Annotated in this window: 17 protein-coding genes; 12 read left to right on the forward strand and 5 right to left on the reverse strand. The window is 62.8% G+C overall.

Annotated features, from left to right (window positions below):
* Positions 1-120: 120 nt before the first annotated feature.
* Complete coding sequence (locus ACAX43_RS27430; RefSeq protein WP_370711544.1) at positions 121-1,293, reverse strand: UbiH/UbiF family hydroxylase; 1,173 nt, start codon at positions 1,291-1,293, stop codon at positions 121-123.
* A gap of 305 nt (positions 1,294-1,598) precedes the next feature.
* Between ACAX43_RS27430 and ychF the strand changes: the two genes are divergently transcribed.
* On the forward strand, positions 1,599-2,693 hold the full coding sequence (gene ychF / locus ACAX43_RS27435; RefSeq protein WP_370711545.1) for a redox-regulated ATPase YchF: 1,095 nt from the start codon (positions 1,599-1,601) through the stop codon (positions 2,691-2,693).
* 83 nt (positions 2,694-2,776) lie between these two features.
* Here ychF and ACAX43_RS27440 read toward each other — a convergent pair whose 3' ends face one another.
* Positions 2,777-3,754 carry a glycerophosphodiester phosphodiesterase family protein gene (locus ACAX43_RS27440; protein ID WP_370711546.1) on the reverse strand — a complete coding sequence of 326 codons (978 nt, stop codon included), beginning with the start codon at positions 3,752-3,754 and terminating at the stop codon, positions 2,777-2,779.
* 310 nt (positions 3,755-4,064) lie between these two features.
* Here ACAX43_RS27440 and ugpB point away from each other — a divergent pair, with 310 nt between their 5' ends.
* The 6 genes from ugpB (at position 4,065) to ACAX43_RS27470 (ending at position 11,660) form a co-directional block, all read left to right on the forward strand.
* The gene (gene ugpB / locus ACAX43_RS27445; RefSeq protein WP_370711547.1) at positions 4,065-5,390 is read left to right on the forward strand and encodes a sn-glycerol-3-phosphate ABC transporter substrate-binding protein UgpB; all 1,326 of its coding nucleotides are present in this window, start codon (positions 4,065-4,067) and stop codon (positions 5,388-5,390) included.
* Positions 5,391-5,461: 71 nt separating this feature from the next.
* Positions 5,462-6,346, forward strand: coding sequence for a sn-glycerol-3-phosphate ABC transporter permease UgpA (ugpA, locus tag ACAX43_RS27450; protein WP_370711548.1), 885 nt, complete (start codon positions 5,462-5,464; stop codon positions 6,344-6,346).
* Positions 6,343-7,188, forward strand: coding sequence for a sn-glycerol-3-phosphate ABC transporter permease UgpE (ugpE, locus tag ACAX43_RS27455; protein ID WP_370711549.1), 846 nt, complete (start codon positions 6,343-6,345; stop codon positions 7,186-7,188). The genes ugpA and ugpE overlap by 4 nt, the downstream gene beginning before the upstream one ends.
* A gap of 80 nt (positions 7,189-7,268) precedes the next feature.
* Entirely contained in the window at positions 7,269-8,357 is a 1,089-nt protein-coding gene (locus ACAX43_RS27460) for a sn-glycerol-3-phosphate import ATP-binding protein UgpC (protein WP_370711550.1), read from the forward strand.
* 206 nt (positions 8,358-8,563) lie between these two features.
* Positions 8,564-10,228 (forward strand): energy-dependent translational throttle protein EttA, encoded by a 1,665-nt coding sequence (gene ettA / locus ACAX43_RS27465; RefSeq protein ID WP_370711639.1) that lies wholly within the window; start codon positions 8,564-8,566, stop codon positions 10,226-10,228.
* A gap of 310 nt (positions 10,229-10,538) precedes the next feature.
* Positions 10,539-11,660 carry a DUF748 domain-containing protein gene (locus tag ACAX43_RS27470; RefSeq protein WP_370711640.1) on the forward strand — a complete coding sequence of 374 codons (1,122 nt, stop codon included), beginning with the start codon at positions 10,539-10,541 and terminating at the stop codon, positions 11,658-11,660.
* 85 nt (positions 11,661-11,745) lie between these two features.
* On the opposite strand, the gene ACAX43_RS27475 is transcribed toward ACAX43_RS27470, so the two are convergent.
* The 3 genes from ACAX43_RS27475 to ACAX43_RS27485 are packed head-to-tail and all read right to left on the reverse strand — an operon-like array spanning position 11,746 to position 14,493.
* Positions 11,746-12,369, reverse strand: a complete 624-nt coding sequence (locus ACAX43_RS27475) for an HAD family hydrolase (RefSeq protein WP_370711551.1) — start codon at positions 12,367-12,369, stop codon at positions 11,746-11,748.
* Between the two features lie 35 nt (positions 12,370-12,404).
* Complete coding sequence (locus tag ACAX43_RS27480) at positions 12,405-14,219, reverse strand: aminopeptidase P family protein (protein ID WP_370711552.1); 1,815 nt, start codon at positions 14,217-14,219, stop codon at positions 12,405-12,407.
* A 19-nt stretch (positions 14,220-14,238) separates the two neighbouring features.
* A complete protein-coding gene (locus ACAX43_RS27485; protein WP_370711553.1) occupies positions 14,239-14,493 on the reverse strand; it encodes a hypothetical protein in 255 nt (84 codons plus the stop codon).
* A 201-nt stretch (positions 14,494-14,694) separates the two neighbouring features.
* On the opposite strand from ACAX43_RS27485, the gene ACAX43_RS27490 reads away from it, so the two are divergent.
* From ACAX43_RS27490 to grxD, 5 genes are all read left to right on the forward strand, one after another.
* On the forward strand, positions 14,695-15,405 hold the full coding sequence (locus ACAX43_RS27490) for a response regulator transcription factor (RefSeq protein ID WP_370711554.1): 711 nt from the start codon (positions 14,695-14,697) through the stop codon (positions 15,403-15,405).
* A 62-nt stretch (positions 15,406-15,467) separates the two neighbouring features.
* Complete coding sequence (hemA, locus tag ACAX43_RS27495) at positions 15,468-16,754, forward strand: glutamyl-tRNA reductase (RefSeq protein ID WP_370711555.1); 1,287 nt, start codon at positions 15,468-15,470, stop codon at positions 16,752-16,754.
* Positions 16,755-16,877: 123 nt separating this feature from the next.
* The gene (gene prfA / locus ACAX43_RS27500; protein WP_370711556.1) at positions 16,878-17,960 is read left to right on the forward strand and encodes a peptide chain release factor 1; all 1,083 of its coding nucleotides are present in this window, start codon (positions 16,878-16,880) and stop codon (positions 17,958-17,960) included.
* A gap of 6 nt (positions 17,961-17,966) precedes the next feature.
* Positions 17,967-18,809, forward strand: coding sequence for a peptide chain release factor N(5)-glutamine methyltransferase (prmC, locus tag ACAX43_RS27505; RefSeq protein ID WP_370711557.1), 843 nt, complete (start codon positions 17,967-17,969; stop codon positions 18,807-18,809).
* Between the two features lie 114 nt (positions 18,810-18,923).
* On the forward strand, positions 18,924-19,235 hold the full coding sequence (gene grxD, locus ACAX43_RS27510) for a Grx4 family monothiol glutaredoxin (RefSeq protein ID WP_370711558.1): 312 nt from the start codon (positions 18,924-18,926) through the stop codon (positions 19,233-19,235).
* Positions 19,236-19,265: the final 30 nt, after the last annotated feature.

A 19,265-nucleotide genomic window follows, 5' to 3' on the forward strand; every position in this document is an offset into this window, starting at 1 on the left:
CTGAATTCCTGGAGTTCAATCGCGCGCGGGGCGCGTTTTTGGGACGTTTCTGGTCTGCCCAGAACGGCGTCCATCCGTTCATGATACCTGTCTCGCCGGCCGGGCATGCCGGCGCGCGCTTTACCCCAGCGCGGCCGACACCAGCCAGCGCTTGATGAAAGGCTGCGAACCGACAAACGCCATGCCGGTATTGCGCAGTACCTTGGCGAACGGGCCGGGTGCGGAGAAGAGCTTCTGCAGGCCGTCGGTGGCGATCATCAGGGCGCGGATGTCTTCACGGCGGGCGCGTTCGTAGCGGCGCAACAGCACCATGTCGCCAAGATCGCGGAACGCTTCCTTGCCGGCGACCGTCTCGGCGAGCGCCGCGACATCGCGCAAACCGAGGTTCATGCCTTGACCCGCCAGAGGGTGAATCAGATGCGCGGCATCGCCGACCAGCGCGACGCGCGGCGCCACCAGCTTGTCGACCGTTTGCAGCGCGAGCGGAAAACCTTGCGCGGGCGTCACGCATTCGAGCGCGCCGAACTGACCGCCCGTGACGCGTTCGACTTCGGCGGCGAGTTGCGCGGGATCGAGCGCCACCAGTTGCCCGGCGTGCTCAGTGCGTGCCGACCAGACCAGCGACACGTGGCCGTCCGGCATTGGCAGCAGCGCGATGATCTCACCGTCTTTGAACCATTGATAAGCGGTTTCGCTGTGCGGCTTGTCGGCCTTGAAATTCGCGACCACGCCGGTTTGCTGATAGTCGCGCCGGTTCATCTTCGAGCCGATCTGCGCGCGCACCCACGAATGCGCGCCGTCCGCGCCGACCACCAGATCGGCCTCGAGTACATTGCCGTTGGCCAGACCGACGCTCGCACTGTCGGCGGTAAAGTCCAACGCTTGAGCGCGCGTGTCGATCCAGGTGAGATTCGGCTGAAAACGCAGCGCGGCATCCAGCGCGCGCTCGATCACCGACGACTCGACGATCCATGCCAACTGCGGCACCGACGCCTGAAAAGCGGAGAAATGGAGTTCGGCGTGCGCATCGCCGTAGACGCGCATGTCGTAGACGGGCCCGAGTTTCGACAGATCGAGCGCCTGCCAGACCCGCAACCGCTCCAGCAGAGCCTGCGAACTCGACGACAACGCATAGACCCGCGAGTCGAAGGTGGCGCCGGCGGGCAGCGCCGCGCAGGGTTGCGCGAGCAGCGCCACGCGCAGTCCGCCTTGCGTCAGTGCAAGCGCCGCGGTCTTGCCGACGAGCCCGCCGCCGATCACGGCGGCATCAAAGGTCTGGTGGTGTGCGTTCATCCGCGCATTATAGCCGCGGGGGTTGCGGGGGACGGATCGAGGCATGCGGCATTTCGGCCTGAAATGCGCCGGACGTGTTGAAGCGCCCGCCCGCTTTCCCCCCAGCGCCAGGAACCCCGTCCGAACGGGTTACAATTGCGCTTTCCGTGACAAAACTCGCCCTGAATCGTTGAGGCAACGCCCCGATTTGGTGTCTTGTCCCGCTCCGCTGCGTTTCCTCCGCCACGCCAAACGCGAAGGCTTTTCGAATCCTGCACACAGCGTCGAGCGCATCACGCAACTTACTGATTCTCTGAAGGATTTCCATGAGCCTCAAATGCGGCATCGTCGGCTTGCCTAACGTCGGCAAGTCCACCCTGTTCAACGCGCTGACCAAGGCGGGCATTGCCGCCGAAAACTATCCGTTCTGCACGATCGAGCCGAACGTCGGCATCGTCGAAGTGCCGGACGCCCGCCTCAAGGCGCTCGCCGACATCGTCAAGCCGGAGCGCATCCTGCCGGCCGTGGTGGAATTCGTCGACATCGCCGGTCTCGTGGCCGGTGCGAGCAAGGGCGAGGGTCTCGGCAACCAGTTTCTCGCGAACATTCGCGAAACCGACGCGATCACGCACGTAGTGCGCTGTTTCGAAGACGAGAACGTGATTCACGTCGCAAACAAGGTCGATCCGCTGTCGGATATCGAAGTGATCAACACCGAACTGGCGCTGGCCGACCTCGCGACCGTCGAAAAGGCGCTGTCGCGTTATTCGAAGGCCGCCAAGTCGGGGAACGACAAGGAAGCCATCAAGAACGCCGCGGTGCTGGAAAAAGTGCGCGCGCAGCTCGACCAGGCCAAGCCGGTGCGTGCGCTCGATCTGTCGGATGAAGAAAAGGCGACGCTCAAGCCGTTTTGTTTGATCACCGCGAAGCCGACCATGTACGTCGCCAACGTGAAAGACGACGGTTTCGAGAACAACCCGCACCTCGACGTAGTAGCGAAATTCGCGGCTGCGGAAAACGCGCCGGTCGTGGCCGTGTGCGCGGCGATCGAAGCGGAAATCGCCGACCTCGAAGAAGCCGACATGGAAGTGTTCCTCGCCGACATGGGCATGGAAGAGCCGGGCCTGAACCGCGTGATCCGCGCGGCTTTCAAGCTGCTGGGCCTGCAAACCTACTTCACGGCCGGCGTGAAGGAAGTGCGCGCGTGGACGATTCACATCGGCGATACCGCGCCGCAGGCGGCGGGCGCGATTCACACCGACTTCGAGCGCGGCTTCATTCGTGCGCAGACCATCGCGTTCAACGACTTCATCACCTACAAGGGTGAGCAAGGCGCGAAGGAAGCCGGCAAAATGCGCGCGGAAGGCAAGGAATACATCGTGCACGACGGCGACGTGATGAACTTCCTGTTCAACGTGTGAGGCTCAGCCTCGGCGCGAGGCGGTGGCCGGCGAAACGCTGAGCGCCGCCCCACTCGAAGAAGGCCCGCGAAATGCGGGCTTTTTTATTGGCCGCCCGGCGCCCCCTTCTGCACCTCACACCGCAGCGGCATAGCCATACTTGCCTTGATGGCGGCCATCCTTTGCGGTGAATCGGCCAGCACCGCATTGATCCCCAGACACGCCGCCGTCCGATAATCGTCCGCATTGTTCACCGCGATCGCGACGATCCGTACATCGGGCTTCTGCCGGAAGCAAGCGACCGTTGCGGGCGTCCACAGCGTTGCCTGAACCTCGGAGCGGCCTTCGCCCAGCGTGAATTTTTCCACCACGGTCATCGCCCGGTGCAACTCGAACGCTGCGGCGGTGTGTTCAGCCGGCGCGTCCACGCAGCCCTGGTTGAGCAGCACGCGTACGAGCCGCCCCCGTGTCGCATCGCGCGACTCGAACAGCTTGGCCTGCGAGTAGGCGGCGAAGCTCTGCTGATAATCCGCTTCGGTCGAATAGATGGTCACGCGTGACCACGCGCTTTCTTCATTGAGCACTTGCGCGACCGCCTGAGCCTGCGGCGCAGCCGGCAATGCTTTCATATCCAGGATGATGGGCATGGCCAGTGGAATCGTGCGCAATGCTTCGCGCAGCGTAGGAATACCGATCGGATGATTGCGATAGGGATAGATATCGCCGCTCCGGAAACTCCAGCCGGCGTTCACGCGCGCCAACTCCGCGGCCGTCAGGGCGGACACCGGACCTTTGGCATTGGTCAATGCCGACAGGTCGGCCGGCCGATACAGAACTGGCACGCCGTCCTTGCTCAACTGAACAGTCAGCCACATCTCGTCGGCATGATGCGCGATCGACTGGCGAATCGCTTCGAGCGTGTTCTCCGGTGCGTCGCCGGTGCCGCCGCGATGCGCAATGATCGTCGGCAACGATGTCACCGGTGGCACCCTGGCGTCCGCAGTCTCAGGCGTCAGCGCACAACCCGCCAGCATGAGACCCACTATCGACCCGCAAACCGCCCATCGCACTGAACTCAGCATCTGGATTCCTGATGAATAAGTACTCTGACCAAACGTGCACGATCGTGCAAAGCACGTCCCCACCTCGCCGTCTATCATGCCCGCGCGCAGGCAGCCGTGGTCTGCGACCTGGGTTCAGCCTTGACCTCGCGCAAAGCTGCCCTTTCAGACGCCCAATGTTTCCGTTTCGTGACAGCCGGTGTTAAATTGCGGCATTCGGCGCTTGTCAAAAAGTGGGCCGCCGTCCGGCCTCCGACGCCGGACTGTCATCGAACACAAATAGAATCGCGCGATTCCCATCCGCGCCCCGTTCCGATCAGGAGACAAATCGATGAGTTGCAAGCCGCTGTTCCGTTCGCTTTCCGTCGCCGCCGTGTTGAGCTTCGGCATCTGCCAGGCAGCCCACGCCGCCACTGAAATCCAGTTTTGGCACGGCATGGAAGCCGCCCTCGGCGAACGTCTGAACGACATCGCCAACGCGTTCAACGCGTCGCAAAGCGACTACAAGATCGTGCCGGTTTTCAAAGGCACCTACGACCAGACCCTCGCCGCCGGCATCGCCGCTTATCGCAGCGGCAATGCGCCGGCCATTCTGCAGGTCTACGAAGTCGGCACCGCCACGATGATGCAGGCGAAGAAAGCCGTGATACCGGTCTCCGAAGTATTCAAGCAAGCCGGCGTGCCGCTCGACGAAAAGGCCTTCGTGCCAACCATCGCGAGCTATTACAGCGACGCCAAAACCGGCGAGTTGATCTCGATGCCGTTCAACAGCTCGACGCCGGTGCTGTACTACAACAAGGACGCCTTCAAGAAAGCCGGGCTCGATCCGAACCAGCCGCCGAAAACCTGGGCCGAACTGCAAGTGGACGCGCAGAAGCTGAAGGCGTCGGGCATGGCCTGCGGCTATTCCTCAGGCTGGCAAAGCTGGATTCAGCTCGAAAACTATAGCGCGTGGCACGGCGTGCCGTTTGCGTCGAAGAACAATGGTTTCGATGGCGCCGACGCACAGCTCGAATTCAACAAGCCGCTGCAGGTCGCGCACATCCAGTTCCTGCAGAACATGGAGAAGGAAGGCACCTTCACGTACGTCGGCCGCAAGGACGAACCGGTGTCGAAGTTCTATAGCGGCGACTGCGGGATCATCACGAACTCGTCGGGCTCGCTCGCCACGATCAAGAAGTACGCCAAGTTCAACTTCGGCACCGGCATGATGCCGTACGACGCGAACGTGAAGGGCGCGCCGCAGAACGCGATCATCGGCGGTGCAAGTTTGTGGGTGCTGTCGGGTAAAGATCCGGCTGTCTACAAGGGCGTGGCGAAATTCCTCGCGTATCTGTCGTCGGCGCCGGTTGCGGCGAAGTGGCACCAGGACACCGGCTATCTGCCGGTCACGACCGCCGCGTATCAATTGACGCAGCAGCAAGGCTTCTACGAGAAGAACCCGGGCAGCGACACCGCGATCAAGCAGATGCTCAACAAGCCGCCGCTGCCTTACACGAAGGGCTTGCGTCTGGGCAACATGCCGCAGATCCGCACCGTCATCGACGAAGAACTCGAACAAGTGTGGGCACAGAAGAAGACGCCGCAACAGGCGCTCGATTCCTCCGTGTCGCGCGGTGACGAACTGCTGCGCCGCTTCGAGAAAGCGGGTAACTAAGTACGAGGCGGCAGGGTTTCGGTGCGCTCGCGCCGAAACCCGTCGTTGCTGTGGAACCTTGGGAATTCTCGATGGAAAAGCGCTCTAGCTTCGGCACCAGTGTGCTGCCCTATCTGCTGGTCGCACCGCAACTTGCGATCACGCTGCTGTTCTTTCTGTGGCCGGCGGGCGAAGCGCTGTGGCAATCCACGCAGAGTCAGGACGCGTTCGGCACGTCGAGCGAGTTTGTGGGCCTGGCCAATTTCAAGCAGTTGTTCGCCGATCCGCTCTACTTGTCGTCGTTCAATACGACGCTGATTTTCTGTGCGCTCGTCGCCGGGTCCGGACTGGTGATTTCGCTGTTGCTCGCAGTCTGCGCGGATCGCGTGACGCGCGGCGCGAAGACCTATCAAACCCTGCTGATCTGGCCGTATGCGGTCGCGCCCGCGATCGCCGCCGTGCTGTGGTCGTTTCTCTTCAACCCGAGCATTGGCCTCGTCACCTATACGCTCGCGAAGTACGGCATCGTCTGGAATCACGCGTTGAATGCGGGTCAGGCGATGTTTCTCGTGGTGCTGGCTTCCGTGTGGAAACAGGTCAGCTATAACTTTCTGTTCTTTTATGCGGGCTTGCAGGCGATTCCGCGTTCGCTGATCGAAGCCGCGGCAATCGACGGCGCCGGCCCGGTGCGGCGTTTCTTCGGCATCGCGCTGCCGCTGCTCTCGCCGACCAGCTTCTTCCTGCTGGTGATCAACATTACCTACGCGTTCTTCGACACCTTCCCCGTGATCGACGCGGCCACCGGCGGCGGCCCCGCGCAATCGACCCGCACGCTGATCTACAAGATCTTCGCGGAAGGCTTTCAGGGCCTCGACATCGGCAGCTCGGGCGCGCAATCGGTCGTGCTGATGGTGATCGTCGTCGGGTTGACGGTCGTGCAATTCCGCTTCATCGAACGCAGGGTTCAATACTCATGATCGAGAACCGCCGCGGTTTCGACCTGTTCTGCCATGCGGTGCTGATTCTCGGCGTCGTGCTGGTGGTGTTTCCGGTGTACGTCGCGTTTTGCGCCGCGACGATGAGCGAGCATGAGGTGTTCACCGTGCCGCTGTCGCTGGTGCCGAGCACGCATCTGTTCGAGAACATCGCAACCGTCTGGTCGCAAGGCAGCGGCAATGCGGCGGCGCCGTTCGGCCGTATGCTGTTCAACAGCCTTGTGATGGCGCTGGTGATTTCGATCGGCAAGATCGCAGTCTCGATGATCTCTGCTTACGCGATCGTTTTCTTCCGCTTTCCGTTTCGCAATCTCGCGTTCTGGCTGATCTTCATTACGCTGATGCTGCCGGTCGAAGTGCGCATCTTTCCGACGGTGCAGGTCGTGTCGTCGATGCATTTGAGCAATACGTACAGCGGTTTGACGTTGCCGCTGATCGCCTCGGCCACCGCCACTTTCCTGTTCAGGCAGTTCTTCATGACGCTGCCGGACGAATTGATGGAAGCGGCACGCATCGACGGCGCCGGCGCAATGCGTTTCTTCTGGGACGTAGTGCTGCCGCTGTCCAAAACGAATATGGCGGCGCTCTTCGTGATCACGTTCATCTACGGCTGGAATCAATATCTGTGGCCGATCCTGATTACGAGTCAGCAATCATTGACCACGGCCGTGGTCGGCATAAAAAGCATGATCGCGTCCGGCGACACCGCGACCGAATGGCACCTCGTGATGACCGCGACGTTGCTCGCGATGCTGCCGCCGCTCGCCGTCGTGCTGACGATGCAGCGCTGGTTCGTGCGCGGCTTGGTGGATGCAGAGAAGTGAGCGGCGTCACTTCGGCGAACTCCCGCATTGGAATAAAAACACCGCGCAACACGCGGCTAGCAAAGAAAGGCTAAAACGGCATGGCTGCACTGTCTCTGCAAGGCGTCAAAAAGACCTACGACGGCAAACAATTCGTGTTGCACGGCATCGACGTCGATGTCGCGGACGGCGAATTCGTCGTGATGGTCGGCCCGTCGGGTTGCGGCAAATCGACCTTGCTGCGGATGGTGGCCGGGCTCGAACGCATTTCCGAGGGCACGATCTCGATCGCCGGCAACGTAGTCAATCAACTGGAACCGAAGGATCGCAACATCGCGATGGTGTTCCAGAACTACGCGCTGTATCCGCACATGAGCGTCGCTGAAAACATGGGTTACGCGCTGAAAATCGCCGGCGTCGATCGTGCGCAGATTGGGAAGCGCGTGCAGGCTGCCGCGCAGATTCTTGAACTCGAAGCATTGCTCACGCGCAAACCGCGCGAGTTGTCCGGTGGTCAGCGGCAACGCGTCGCAATGGGCCGCGCGATCGTGCGCGAACCCGCTGTGTTTCTGTTCGACGAACCGCTGTCGAATCTCGATGCAAGGCTGCGCGTGCAGATGCGCCTCGAAATCCAGCGCCTGCACGCGCGGCTCGCGACCACCAGCCTCTACGTCACCCACGATCAGATCGAAGCGATGACCCTGGCGCAACGCGTGATCGTCATGAACAAAGGCCACGCGGAACAGGTCGGTGCGCCGACCGAAGTCTACGAGCGGCCGGCAACAGTGTTCGTTGCAAGCTTCATCGGCTCGCCGGGGATGAATCTGCTGGAAGGCCGCGTGTCCGACGACGGTTCTCTGTTCGAGGTGGCTGGCAACGGTCCGAAGCTGCCGCTGACGGGAGTGACAGCGATTGGCCGCGCAGTTGCCAAGGGACGCGAATGGATGCTCGGCATCCGCCCGGAGCACATGACGCCGGGCCAAGCGGATGCGTCTCACGTCACCCTGACGGTCGACTCCTGCGAACTGCTCGGCGCGGACAACCTCGCACATGGCCGCTGGGGCAAGCACGACGTGACCGTGCGTCTGCCGCATACGCATCGGCCCGCGGCAGGCGAAGCGCTGCAAGTGGCGTTGCCCGAGCAGCACCTGCATTTCTTCGATCCGTCGAGCGGACGGCGGGTGGACTGACGTCGGGGCGGCCTCTCCCTGCCGCCCCACCCCCACCCCGAAGTACAATGCCACCTGAACCACCCGCCCGCGCGCGGGGCGTCGCGCAGTTCGACGCCGCGCCCGGCCGGCGCCAGGCGCACTGCGCGGCCATAACACCGATTACCCATCCACCCACGAACGCCCGCCCCCACGCGGCCGGCGTCGTCAACGTCTATTGCAAGCAAATGGCCCAATACGTCTTCACCATGAACCGGGTCGGCAAAATCGTGCCGCCCAAGCGTCAAATCCTGAAAGACATCTCGCTGTCGTTCTTCCCCGGCGCGAAGATCGGCCTGCTCGGCCTGAACGGCTCGGGCAAGTCGACGCTGATCCGCATCATGGCCGGTGTGGACAAGGATATCGAGGGCGAAGCCACGCCGATGCCGAACCTGAACATCGGCTATCTGCCTCAGGAACCGCAGCTCGATCCGAACAAGACGGTGCGTGAAGCGGTCGAAGAAGGTCTCGGCGACGTCTTCGGCGCGCAAAAGAAGCTCGACGAAATCTACGCGGCCTACGCGGAGCCGGACGCCGACTTCGACGCACTCGCCGCCGAGCAGGCGAAGTACGAAGCGATTCTGGCCACCACCGACGGCAGCGCCGAACAGCAAATCGAAATCGCCGCCGACGCACTGCGTCTGCCGGCATGGGACGCGAAGATCGAACACCTGTCGGGCGGCGAAAAGCGCCGCGTGGCACTGTGCAAGCTGCTGCTCGAAAAGCCGGACATGCTGCTGCTCGACGAGCCGACCAACCACCTGGATGCCGAATCGGTCGACTGGCTCGAACAGTTTCTCACGCGCTTTCCGGGCACGGTCGTCGCCGTCACCCACGATCGCTACTTCCTCGATAACGCCGCCGAGTGGATTCTCGAACTCGACCGTGGCCACGGCATTCCCTGGAAGGGCAACTACAGCAGCTGGCTCGACCAGAAGGAAGAGCGCCTGAAGCTGGAAGAGTCGTCGGAATCGGCGCGTCAGAAGGCGATCAAGAAGGAACTGGAGTGGGTGCGCCAGAACCCGAAGGGCCGCCAGGCGAAATCGAAGGCGCGTATCGCCCGCTTCGAGGAACTGAACAGCCAGGACTACCAGAAGCGCAATGAAACCTCGGAAATCTTCATCCCGGTCGGCGACCGCCTGGGTAACGAAGTGATCGAGTTCAAGAACGTCAGCAAGTCGTATGGCGACCGTTTGCTGCTCGACGACGTCAGCTTCAAGATTCCGGCGGGTGCGATTGTCGGCATCATCGGGCCGAACGGCGCCGGTAAGTCGACGCTGTTCCGCATGCTGACCGGCCGTGAACAGCCGGATTCGGGCGAGATCGTGCAAGGCCCGACGGTCAAGCTCGCGTACGTGGACCAAAGCCGCGATGCGCTCGACGGCTCGAAGACCGTGTTCGAAGAAATTTCCGGCGGTGCGGACGTGCTGACGGTCGGCAAGTATGAAACGCCATCGCGTGCGTACATCGGCCGCTTCAACTTCAAGGGCGGCGACCAGCAAAAGACCGTTGGCAATCTGTCGGGCGGTGAGCGCGGCCGGCTGCATCTGGCAAAGACACTGATCGCGGGCGGCAACGTGCTGCTGCTGGACGAACCGTCGAACGACCTGGACGTCGAAACGCTGCGCGCGCTGGAAGACGCGTTGCTCGAGTTCGCCGGCTCCGTCATGGTGATCTCGCACGATCGCTGGTTCCTCGACCGGATCGCGACGCACATCCTCGCGTTCGAAGGCGATTCGCAAATCACGTTCTTCGACGGTAACTACCAGGAATACGAAGCGGACAAGCGCGCACGTCTCGGTGAAGAAGCTGCACGTCCGAAACGTCTGCGTTACAAGCCGATCGCGCGATAAAGCCGGGCACAGCGGCCCGCTCGTCGGCTGACGAGCGGGCCGCTTTTTTCTGGCCGTTTTGTTGATCGCTTTTGCCAGCCGTCTGGTTGACCGCTGCGCTCGTCACATTGCTCACTGCGGCACGCCGGACACACCTGATGTTCGCCGGATGGGCGGTAGGGCACACACCTTGCGTGCCACCGCGTGATATACGTCGCCCTCGCGGGATGCACCCGCTCCCGGCGTCAAATCATCAAATGCCGGTCAAACCGGCGTACCCACGGACCGATCAATGCCACGCCGCGAACCGCGCGGCGACGAGGAGGCAAGCATGGCGATGTCGAAGGGCAAGCGCTGGGCCATTGCCGGAGGCGGTGTATTGCTGGTGCTGATCGTCGTCGCGGTCGGCGCGTTGCTGTTCGCGCAGCGCGAAGTCAAGGACCGCGTGATCGCGGCGCTCGGCCCACTGGGTAGCGCCGAACGCATCGACGTCGGCCTCACCTCGGTTCATCTCACCAACGTTCTGCTCAAAGCGCCCCCTGGCTGGCCCGCTGGCGACCCTTTGCGGGCCGACGAAATCACAATCACGCCCGATATCCGTGATCTGATCGCGCGGCGCATGCATATCCGCAGCGTGGTGGTGCGCGGCTTCGACATCGCCGTGCTGCGAACCAGGGACGGCGCGATCCGTCTGATGCCGAATCTGCGGAAATCAGTGAACGGCTCCGGCAACGAAGCCGGCGGCGGGGCAATACCTGCCTCCCGTGAAAAGCTGGTCGACCGCATCAGCTTCGAGCAAGGCAATTTCCATTTCTACGACATGACGGTCGGTCCGCCGGCATTCAAAGTAACGGTCAGCAACGCCAACGCGACTGTCGACCACCTGCATCTGCCCGCGCTCACCGAACCGACCAACGTCAGCGTCACCGGCTCGATCAAGGGCCCGACGCACACGGGTACCGTCTCGTTTGACGGGTGGATCAAGATCGCCACCAAGGATTCGCAGACCACCAGCAAACTGCGCGGCATCGACGTCGTGACGCTCGATCCGTACCTGCTGAAAAAAACCGGCGCGAAGGCGCCGGTAATGGGCGGCACGGTCGACCTGACGGTGGAATCGACGGTACGCGACTATCACCTGCACGCGCCTGGCACGGTGACGATTCACCATCTTCAGCTCGCCGGCAGCGACAATCCGGTCGACACCTTCATGTCGATTCCGACCCAAGCCGCCATCGCTGCGCTCAAGTCGCACAACGGCGACATCACGCTGCATTTCGTGCTGGATGGGAATTTGCGCGACCCGAAGTTTTCGGTGCAGGAAAGTCTGATGGCACGCCTTGGCGCCGGTTTTGCGAAAGTGCTGGGCGTGAGCGTGGAAGGCGTGGCGAAGGGGGCCGGGGAGACAGTGAAAGGATTGGGTAACGCGTTGAAGAATCTGCTTGGTCAGTAGACAGGCCGAGGCAGGCGGCGCCGTTAAAGTGAAGTTGGCGCCGCGTCGCCACTTTGTCGGCATCCGCGTCAACCGGCATCCCGCGCTAGACCGGCAGGCCCAATTCGCGCAGCTTTGCTTCGGTTTTCGCCGCGCTCGTGTGATGCACGCCGTGCCAGCCGAGCGCCGTTGCCGCCTCGGCGTTTTTCAGATTGTCGTCGATGAAGACGAGTTCGCTGGCTTGAATGCCGGGTAGTTGCAATTCGATCCGCTGACGCATTGCCGCGAAGATCGCGGGATCGGGCTTCACCAGCTTCACCCGCCCCGACACGACGATGTCGCGAAACCGCCGCAGCACCGGAAAGTGCTCCCACGCATACGGAAACGTCTCCGCCGACCAGTTCGTCAGCCCGAAAAGCGGCACGTCGACGGCTTCGAGCTTTTCCATGATCGCGACGCCTTCTTCGAGCTCGCCGGCCACCATCTCGTGCCAGCGCTCGTAGAACGCGCGGATGAGCGACGCGTGGTCAGGAAACTTCCCGACCAGCTCGTCCGTGGCCTCGACGATTGGCTGACCGCCATCCTGACGGATCACCCAATCCATTGAACAAACGTGCGTCAGAAACCAGCGGCGCTCCGTTTCGTCAGGAATCAGTTGCCGATACAGATACTCGGGGCTCCAGTCGATCAGCACGCCGCCGAAATCGAACACGACTGCCTTGATGGCCATGCACTCTCCGTCAGTAAGGTCGTGGCGACCCGATCTCAGATAGGTTGTGTACGCAACTCGAGCCAGGCCTTCGCTTCGCCCGATACATGCGGCGACAGGCGCGTGCGCACCCTCTCGTGATACGCGTTGAGCCATGCGCGTTCGTCGTCGCGCAGCAGCGACAGGTCGAGGCAACGCGTGTCGATCGGACACAGCGTCAGCGTTTCGAACTTGAGGAAATCGCCGAATTCGGTTGTCTCCGCAGGCACGTTCAGCACGAGGTTTTCGATCCGCACGCCCCACTTGCCCGGCCGGTAAATGCCCGGCTCGACCGAGGTGATCATGCCCTCTTCCATCGCGGTCCAAGGTTCGGCCGGCGCGTAGTGCGAAATCACCTGCGGGCCCTCGTGCACGTTCAGGAAATAACCCACGCCGTGACCGGTGCCGTGCCCGTAATCGGAGCCCGCTTCCCAGATCGGCGCGCGGGCGATTGCATCGAGCATCGGCGAACGGATGCCGCGCGGGAATTTCGCACGCGACAGCGCCATGGTGCCTTTGAGCACGATGGTGAAGTCGCGCCGCTGTTCTGCGCTAGTGTTGCCGATCGGCACGACGCGGGTGATATCGGTCGTCCCGCTCAGATACTGCGCGCCCGAATCGATCAGCAACAGGCCGTTGCCCTCGATCACCGAATGCGATTCGTCGGTGGCGCGGTAGTGCGGCATCGCACCGTTCGCGTTGAAGCCGGCAATCGTCGCAAAACTCAGCGACACGAAACCCGGACGGCGCGCGCGCGCCGCCGTCAAACGTTCGTCGATCGTCAGTTCAGTGATCGTTTCGCGGCCCAAAGCGCCTTCGAACCATGCGAAAAATTCGGCAAGCGCCGCGCCGTCCTGCTCCATTGTCTCGCGCACATGTTTCGCTTCGGCTTCGGTCTTGCGCGACTTGAAGAAGGTGGACGGATTCACCGCCTCGACCACTTTCACCGTCGATGGCACCGATTGCAGCGAGCCGTACGTAATGCGGCGCGGGTCGATCAGCAGCGTGCTGCCGGCCGGCAGCGCGGCCAGTGCATCCGCCGCCTTCGCATACGGCTCGACGCGGATGCCGTCACGCGCAAGCGCATCGGCCAACGCTTGCGGCACCTTGCCTTGCGCGACGAAGAGCGACGCATGGTCCAGACCGATCAGCGCGTGCGCCACGAACACCGGGTTGTAGCTCACGTCGGCACCACGCAAATTGAGCAGCCATGCAAGGTCGTCGAGCGTGGAGATGAAGTGCCATTGCGCACCCGTCTCCGCCATCGCGCGACGAATCTGCGCCAGCTTTTCTGAACGGGCGACGCTCGCGTGCGGCGCGGCGTGCTCGAACACGGCGGCCGCAGGCAGTGACGGGCGCTGCGGCCAGATCGCGTCGAACAGATCGACGTCGGTGCGCAGCTTCACACCGCTCGCGCTGAGGGCCTGGCTCAAGGCACGCGCCGCCGACACACCGAGCACGGCACCGTCCACACCGACAGCGCCGCCGGTCGCCACGTTCTGCGCGAGCCATTCGAAATGCGGCGCGCTCTGCTGGCCGCCGGTCATCTTCATCAACTGGACGCCGGTGCCGGCAAGTTGCGCGTTGGCCTGTTCCCAATAGCGGCTATCGGTCCACACACCGGCGAAATCGGCGGTCACGATCAGCGTGCCGGCCGAGCCGGTGAAACCCGACAACCACTGCCGGCCTTGCCAGCGCCCAGGCAGATATTCGGAAAGATGCGGATCCGCGGACGGCACCAGATAGGCGGCCACGCCTTCGCGCGCCATTGCATTGCGCAATGTCGCGAGGCGTTCGGGGATGGAGGAAGTTTCGGGGATTCGGGCATTCATCGGGGTCACCTGCAAAGATTCATCGACGGGAAAGCAAGCCGACCGTCACGGCAACGGCGATCAGCGCGATGGCGGTGCATACCGGCCATTCGAGCGTATCACCGTCATGAAAGAGACCGATCACGTTGCCGGCCATGCTTGCGACAGCCGCACCCAGCACGCCGGCCAGCAGCGCCATCCACCATTGGGCGCGGCTCGAGCGGCGCAGCGGATGCAGCCACCAGCCCGCAAGGCCGATCGCCGCCCCGAGCAATACGATTCCGGGCCACCCCATCAGCGGCAGGCCTCGCGCAGTTTCAGATTCGTCTCATGGGCGCCAGAGGTCTGGACAGCTAGCATTTTTGTCTCATCAACTATAGGTTCAGCACGGCGCTTTCCGCATAGCGGATGAGTTTAGGGGTCGGGGTGAGGTTAGGCAAGCTGCAAGCCTTACGGAGAAGCCCGGGCCACCGCAATTGCCACGCTGAAGCTCGCCATGCGAATCGCCCTTATCGAGCCGGACCTGCGGCACGCCAAACTGGTTGGCCGGCTGATTTTCGCCGGCGGCCATGCGTGCCAACACTTCACCGCGAGCATCCCTTTCCTGAATCGCGCCGCCGACGAATTTTTCGATCTTCTCATCACTGAAAGCTGGGCCGGCGACCATTCCGCAGAGGACGTGATCCTGCGCGCCCGCTCCATCCTGCCGAGCTTGCCGGTGATCGTATTGATGTCGGAACCACGCGAAAGCCAGATCGTTGCCGCGCTGCACGCCGGCGCCGACGATTGTCTCAGCAAACCGGTTCGCGGCCCGGAAATGCTGGCCCGGGTGGACGCGCTGCTGCGGCGCGCGGGCCTGCGGCGGCCGCCCAACCGGCGGCGCGACACGATCGGCGGCTATGCGTTCGACGCGGCGCAATTCGCCGTCACATTCCGCAATCAGACCGTCACCCTGACACCGAAGGAATTTCGCTTTGCGCTGCTGCTATTCACCAATCTGTCGCGGCCGGTGTCACGCGCGCATATTCTCGAAACCGTCTGGACGCGCCGCCGCGACGTAAGGTCACGCACGGTCGACACTCACGCGTCGCGCGTGCGGACCAAATTGCAGTTACGCCCGGAACTCGGCTATTGCCTGACGCCGCTTTACGGCTACGGCTACCAACTCGACGCAATCCCGCCGGAAGCCATTGTGGAGGCCGGTTGACGCGCGCAGAATGAAAGAATTGTGGAAACGCTATAATATTGGGCTAAACCATAGCTCCCCATATGCAGCTCCTAACGATCGGAATCAATCACCACACTGCGCCTGTCGCCTTGCGCGAACGCGTGGCGTTTCCGCTCGAACAGATCAAGCCTGCATTAGACACCTTCAAGAGCATCTGGCTCGGCCGCACCGCCCGCACGGCACCGGAAGCGGCGATTCTGTCCACCTGCAATCGCACCGAACTCTACTGCGCGACCGACGACCAGGCCGCGCGTGAAGCCGCGATCCAGTGGTTCTCGAAGTACCACAACCTGCCTATCGACGAACTCGCGCCGCACGTTTATGCGCTGCCGCAGTCGGAAGCAGTACGCCACGCGTTCCGCGTCGCATCGGGGCTGGATTCGATGGTGCTGGGCGAGACGCAAATCGTCGGACAAATGAAGGATGCGGTACGCACCGCGTCCGAAGCGGGCGCGCTCGGCACGTATCTGAACCAGTTGTTCCAGCGCACCTTCGCCGTCGCGAAGGAAGTGCGCAGCACGACCGAAATCGGCGCGCAGTCGGTTTCCATGGCGGCAGCAGCCGTGCGCCTCGCTCAGCGAATTTTCGACAAGGTCTCGAATCAGCGCGTGCTGTTCATCGGCGCGGGCGAAATGATCGAGTTATGCGCCACGCACTTCGCCGCGCAGCAGCCGCGCGAACTCGTTGTCGCGAACCGCACGGCCGAGCGCGGTAGCCGCCTCGCCGAGCGCTTCAACGGCCGGGCCATTCCGCTCTCGGAACTGCCCACGCGGATGCACGAGTTCGACATCATCGTGTCGTGCACCGCTTCCACGCTGCCGATCATCGGTCTGGGCGCGGTCGAGCGGGCGGTGAAAGCGCGCCGCCACCGGCCGATTTTCATGGTCGATCTGGCTGTTCCGCGCGATATCGAACCGGAGGTCGGCAAGCTCGAAGACGTTTTCCTGTACACCGTCGACGACCTCGGTGCGATCGTGCGTGAAGGCAACGCGTCGCGGCAAGCCGCGGTCGCGCAGGCGGAAGCGATCATCGAAACGCGCGTGCAGAACTTCATGCAATGGCTCGACGCACGCAGCATCGTGCCGGTGATCCGCCATATGCATACGCAGGCCGACGTGCTGCGCCGCGCCGAAGTCGAACGTGCGCAGAAAATGCTCGCACGCGGCGAAGACCCGGCGGCGGTTCTCGAGGCGCTGTCGCAATCGCTCACCAACAAGCTGATCCACGGCCCCACGCACGCGCTCAATCGCGCGAGCAGCGAAAACCGTGACACGCTCATCGAACTGATGGGCGGCTTCTACAAACACTCCGGCTCTTCGGAGCGTTAGCGGCGCAGCCACCGCCGCACCGTCCGCGCCACTCGCGAGTGGCCCGCGACGTGCTTCTGACAAGGGCATCCGCCCACTCCCCTAGTCGCCGTCCTTGCCGGAGCCCGCTCCGAAACCCGTCCGATGAAAACGAGCATGCAACGCAAGCTCGACCAGCTCACTACCCGGCTGGCCGAACTGAACGATCTGTTGAGCCGCGAGGACATCACCTCGAATCTCGATCAATACCGCAAGCTCACTCGCGAACACGCCGAGCTCGACCCGGTCGTCGAGCATTACGCGCTGTGGCGCCTTGCAATGAACGACGCGGCGACCGCGCAGGAACTGCTGGCGGACGCGTCGATGCGCGACTTCGCGGAGGAAGAAATCCGCGCGGCGCGCGAGCGGATGGAAAAGCTCGGCGCCGAATTGCAGAAAATGCTGTTGCCGAAAGATCCGAACGACGACCGCAACATCTTCCTCGAAATCCGCGCGGGCACGGGTGGCGACGAATCGGCGCTGTTCGCGGGCGATCTGCTGCGTATGTATCTGCGCTTTGCCGAACGCAACCGCTGGCAAGTGGAGATGATGTCGGCGAGCGAATCGGACCTCGGCGGCTACAAGGAAGTGATCGTGCGGATCGCCGGCGAAGCGGCGTATTCGAAGCTCAAGTTCGAATCGGGCGGACATCGCGTGCAACGGGTGCCCGCAACCGAAACGCAGGGCCGCATTCACACGTCGGCCTGCACGGTCGCGGTGATGCCGGAAGCGGACGAGATCGGCGAAGTCGAAATCAATCCGGCCGATCTGCGCATCGACACGTTCCGCGCGTCCGGCGCGGGCGGACAGCACATCAACAAGACCGATTCGGCTGTGCGTGTCACGCACTTGCCGACTGGCATCGTCGTCGAATGTCAGGACGACCGGTCGCAGCATAAGAATAAGGATCGTGCGCTGAAAGTGCTCGCCGCACGGATCAAGGACAAACAATCGCACGAGCAGCAGGCGAAGGAAGCGGCCACGCGCAAGAGCCTGATCGGCTCGGGCGACCGTTCGGAGCGGATTCGCACCTACAACTTCCCCCAAGGGCGTCTGACGGATCATCGGATCAATCTGACGCTATATCGCCTGGACGCGATCATGGACGGCGATCTCGACGAATTGATCGCAGCCCTGGTCAGCGAGCATCAGGCCGAGTTGCTGGCATCGCTCGGCGACGCGGACTAAGCGCGGATGGATCCGGTCACGCCCGCCGCGCTGTTGCGCGCCTCGCCCCTGCCGCCGCTCGAAGCGCGGATTCTGCTCACGCACGTGCTCGGCTGGCGAGCTACGCAATTGATTACGCGCAGTGATGAACCGCTCGCCCGCGCCGCCCTGGAACGTTATAAAACGCTGGAAGCACGCCGTGAAGCCGGTGAGCCGGTGGCGCAACTGGTCGGCGCACGCGAATTTTTCGGGCTTGATTTCGAAGTGACGCCGGACGTGCTGATTCCACGCCCCGAAACCGAGTTGCTGGTCGAAACGGCATTGGCGGCGATGGAAAACATCTCGCGGCCACGCCTGCTCGATCTCGGCACCGGCACCGGCGCGATTGCCGTGGCCATTGCGTCGACGCGGCCCGACGCGCAAGTGTGGGCGCTGGACCGTTCTGCCGAAGCGCTGGCGGTGGCCACACGCAATGCGGCGCGCCTGCTGGACGCCGAGCGCCCCGGCGACGCCGTGGTATTGAAACAAAGCGACTGGTACAGCTCACTCGATACAGAACTGCGCTTCGACGTGATCGTCAGCAATCCGCCGTACATCGCGAGCGGCGATCCGCATTTGTCGGAAGGTGATCTGCGCTTCGAGCCGCGCGGCGCGCTCACCGACGAAGCCGACGGCCTCGGCGCGATCCGCGTGATCGTCGCCGGCGCGCCCACACGATTGAGCGCCAATGGCGTATTGTGGCTCGAACACGGCTACGATCAGGCAGAAGCCGTGCGCGGCCTGCTGACTGCGCAAGGTTTCGCGGACGTCCGTTCAGAGCGGGATCTCGCCGGCATCGAGCGAATCAGCGGCGGAAAGTTGCCCGGCTAATTGCACTGGATGGCCTCAGTCGCCGAGGGGGCAAAGCGGCCCTCCGCCGGTCTTACCGAAATCCGCTATCATTTCAGCCTATTCCCTACACATAACGGAACCGCAAGGTCAGTCATGGATACGCAACAACGCATCAAGCAAATCGTCGACGAAAACAACGTCGTGCTCTTCATGAAGGGCAGCGCTCAGTTCCCGATGTGCGGCTTTTCGGGCCGCGCCATCCAGATCCTGAAGGCGTGCGGCGTCAACGAAATCAAAACCGTCAACGTACTCGAAGACGAGGAAGTCCGCCAGGGCATCAAGCAATTCTCGAACTGGCCGACCATTCCGCAGCTCTACGTGAAGGGCGAATTCGTCGGCGGTTCGGACATCATGATGGAAATGTACGAATCGGGCGAACTGCAGCAACTGTTCGCCGCTGCCTGAACGTTCGCTGTCCGAGCATTCATCCCATCA

The sequence above is a fragment of the Paraburkholderia sp. IW21 genome (assembly GCF_041321145.1).
In the GTDB taxonomy this organism is placed as follows: domain Bacteria; phylum Pseudomonadota; class Gammaproteobacteria; order Burkholderiales; family Burkholderiaceae; genus Paraburkholderia.

Coding starts and splice junctions, on each gene's coding strand:
- ACAX43_RS27430 (WP_370711544.1), bottom strand. CDS start 1,293: ATGAACGCACACCACCAGACCTTTGATGCCGCCGTGATCGGCGGCGGG.
- ychF (WP_370711545.1), top strand. CDS start 1,599: ATGAGCCTCAAATGCGGCATCGTCGGCTTGCCTAACGTCGGCAAGTCC.
- ACAX43_RS27440 (WP_370711546.1), bottom strand. CDS start 3,754: ATGCTGAGTTCAGTGCGATGGGCGGTTTGCGGGTCGATAGTGGGTCTC.
- ugpB (WP_370711547.1), top strand. CDS start 4,065: ATGAGTTGCAAGCCGCTGTTCCGTTCGCTTTCCGTCGCCGCCGTGTTG.
- ugpA (WP_370711548.1), top strand. CDS start 5,462: ATGGAAAAGCGCTCTAGCTTCGGCACCAGTGTGCTGCCCTATCTGCTG.
- ugpE (WP_370711549.1), top strand. CDS start 6,343: ATGATCGAGAACCGCCGCGGTTTCGACCTGTTCTGCCATGCGGTGCTG.
- ACAX43_RS27460 (WP_370711550.1), top strand. CDS start 7,269: ATGGCTGCACTGTCTCTGCAAGGCGTCAAAAAGACCTACGACGGCAAA.
- ettA (WP_370711639.1), top strand. CDS start 8,564: ATGGCCCAATACGTCTTCACCATGAACCGGGTCGGCAAAATCGTGCCG.
- ACAX43_RS27470 (WP_370711640.1), top strand. CDS start 10,539: ATGGCGATGTCGAAGGGCAAGCGCTGGGCCATTGCCGGAGGCGGTGTA.
- ACAX43_RS27475 (WP_370711551.1), bottom strand. CDS start 12,369: ATGGCCATCAAGGCAGTCGTGTTCGATTTCGGCGGCGTGCTGATCGAC.
- ACAX43_RS27480 (WP_370711552.1), bottom strand. CDS start 14,219: ATGAATGCCCGAATCCCCGAAACTTCCTCCATCCCCGAACGCCTCGCG.
- ACAX43_RS27485 (WP_370711553.1), bottom strand. CDS start 14,493: ATGGGGTGGCCCGGAATCGTATTGCTCGGGGCGGCGATCGGCCTTGCG.
- ACAX43_RS27490 (WP_370711554.1), top strand. CDS start 14,695: ATGCGAATCGCCCTTATCGAGCCGGACCTGCGGCACGCCAAACTGGTT.
- hemA (WP_370711555.1), top strand. CDS start 15,468: ATGCAGCTCCTAACGATCGGAATCAATCACCACACTGCGCCTGTCGCC.
- prfA (WP_370711556.1), top strand. CDS start 16,878: ATGAAAACGAGCATGCAACGCAAGCTCGACCAGCTCACTACCCGGCTG.
- prmC (WP_370711557.1), top strand. CDS start 17,967: ATGGATCCGGTCACGCCCGCCGCGCTGTTGCGCGCCTCGCCCCTGCCG.
- grxD (WP_370711558.1), top strand. CDS start 18,924: ATGGATACGCAACAACGCATCAAGCAAATCGTCGACGAAAACAACGTC.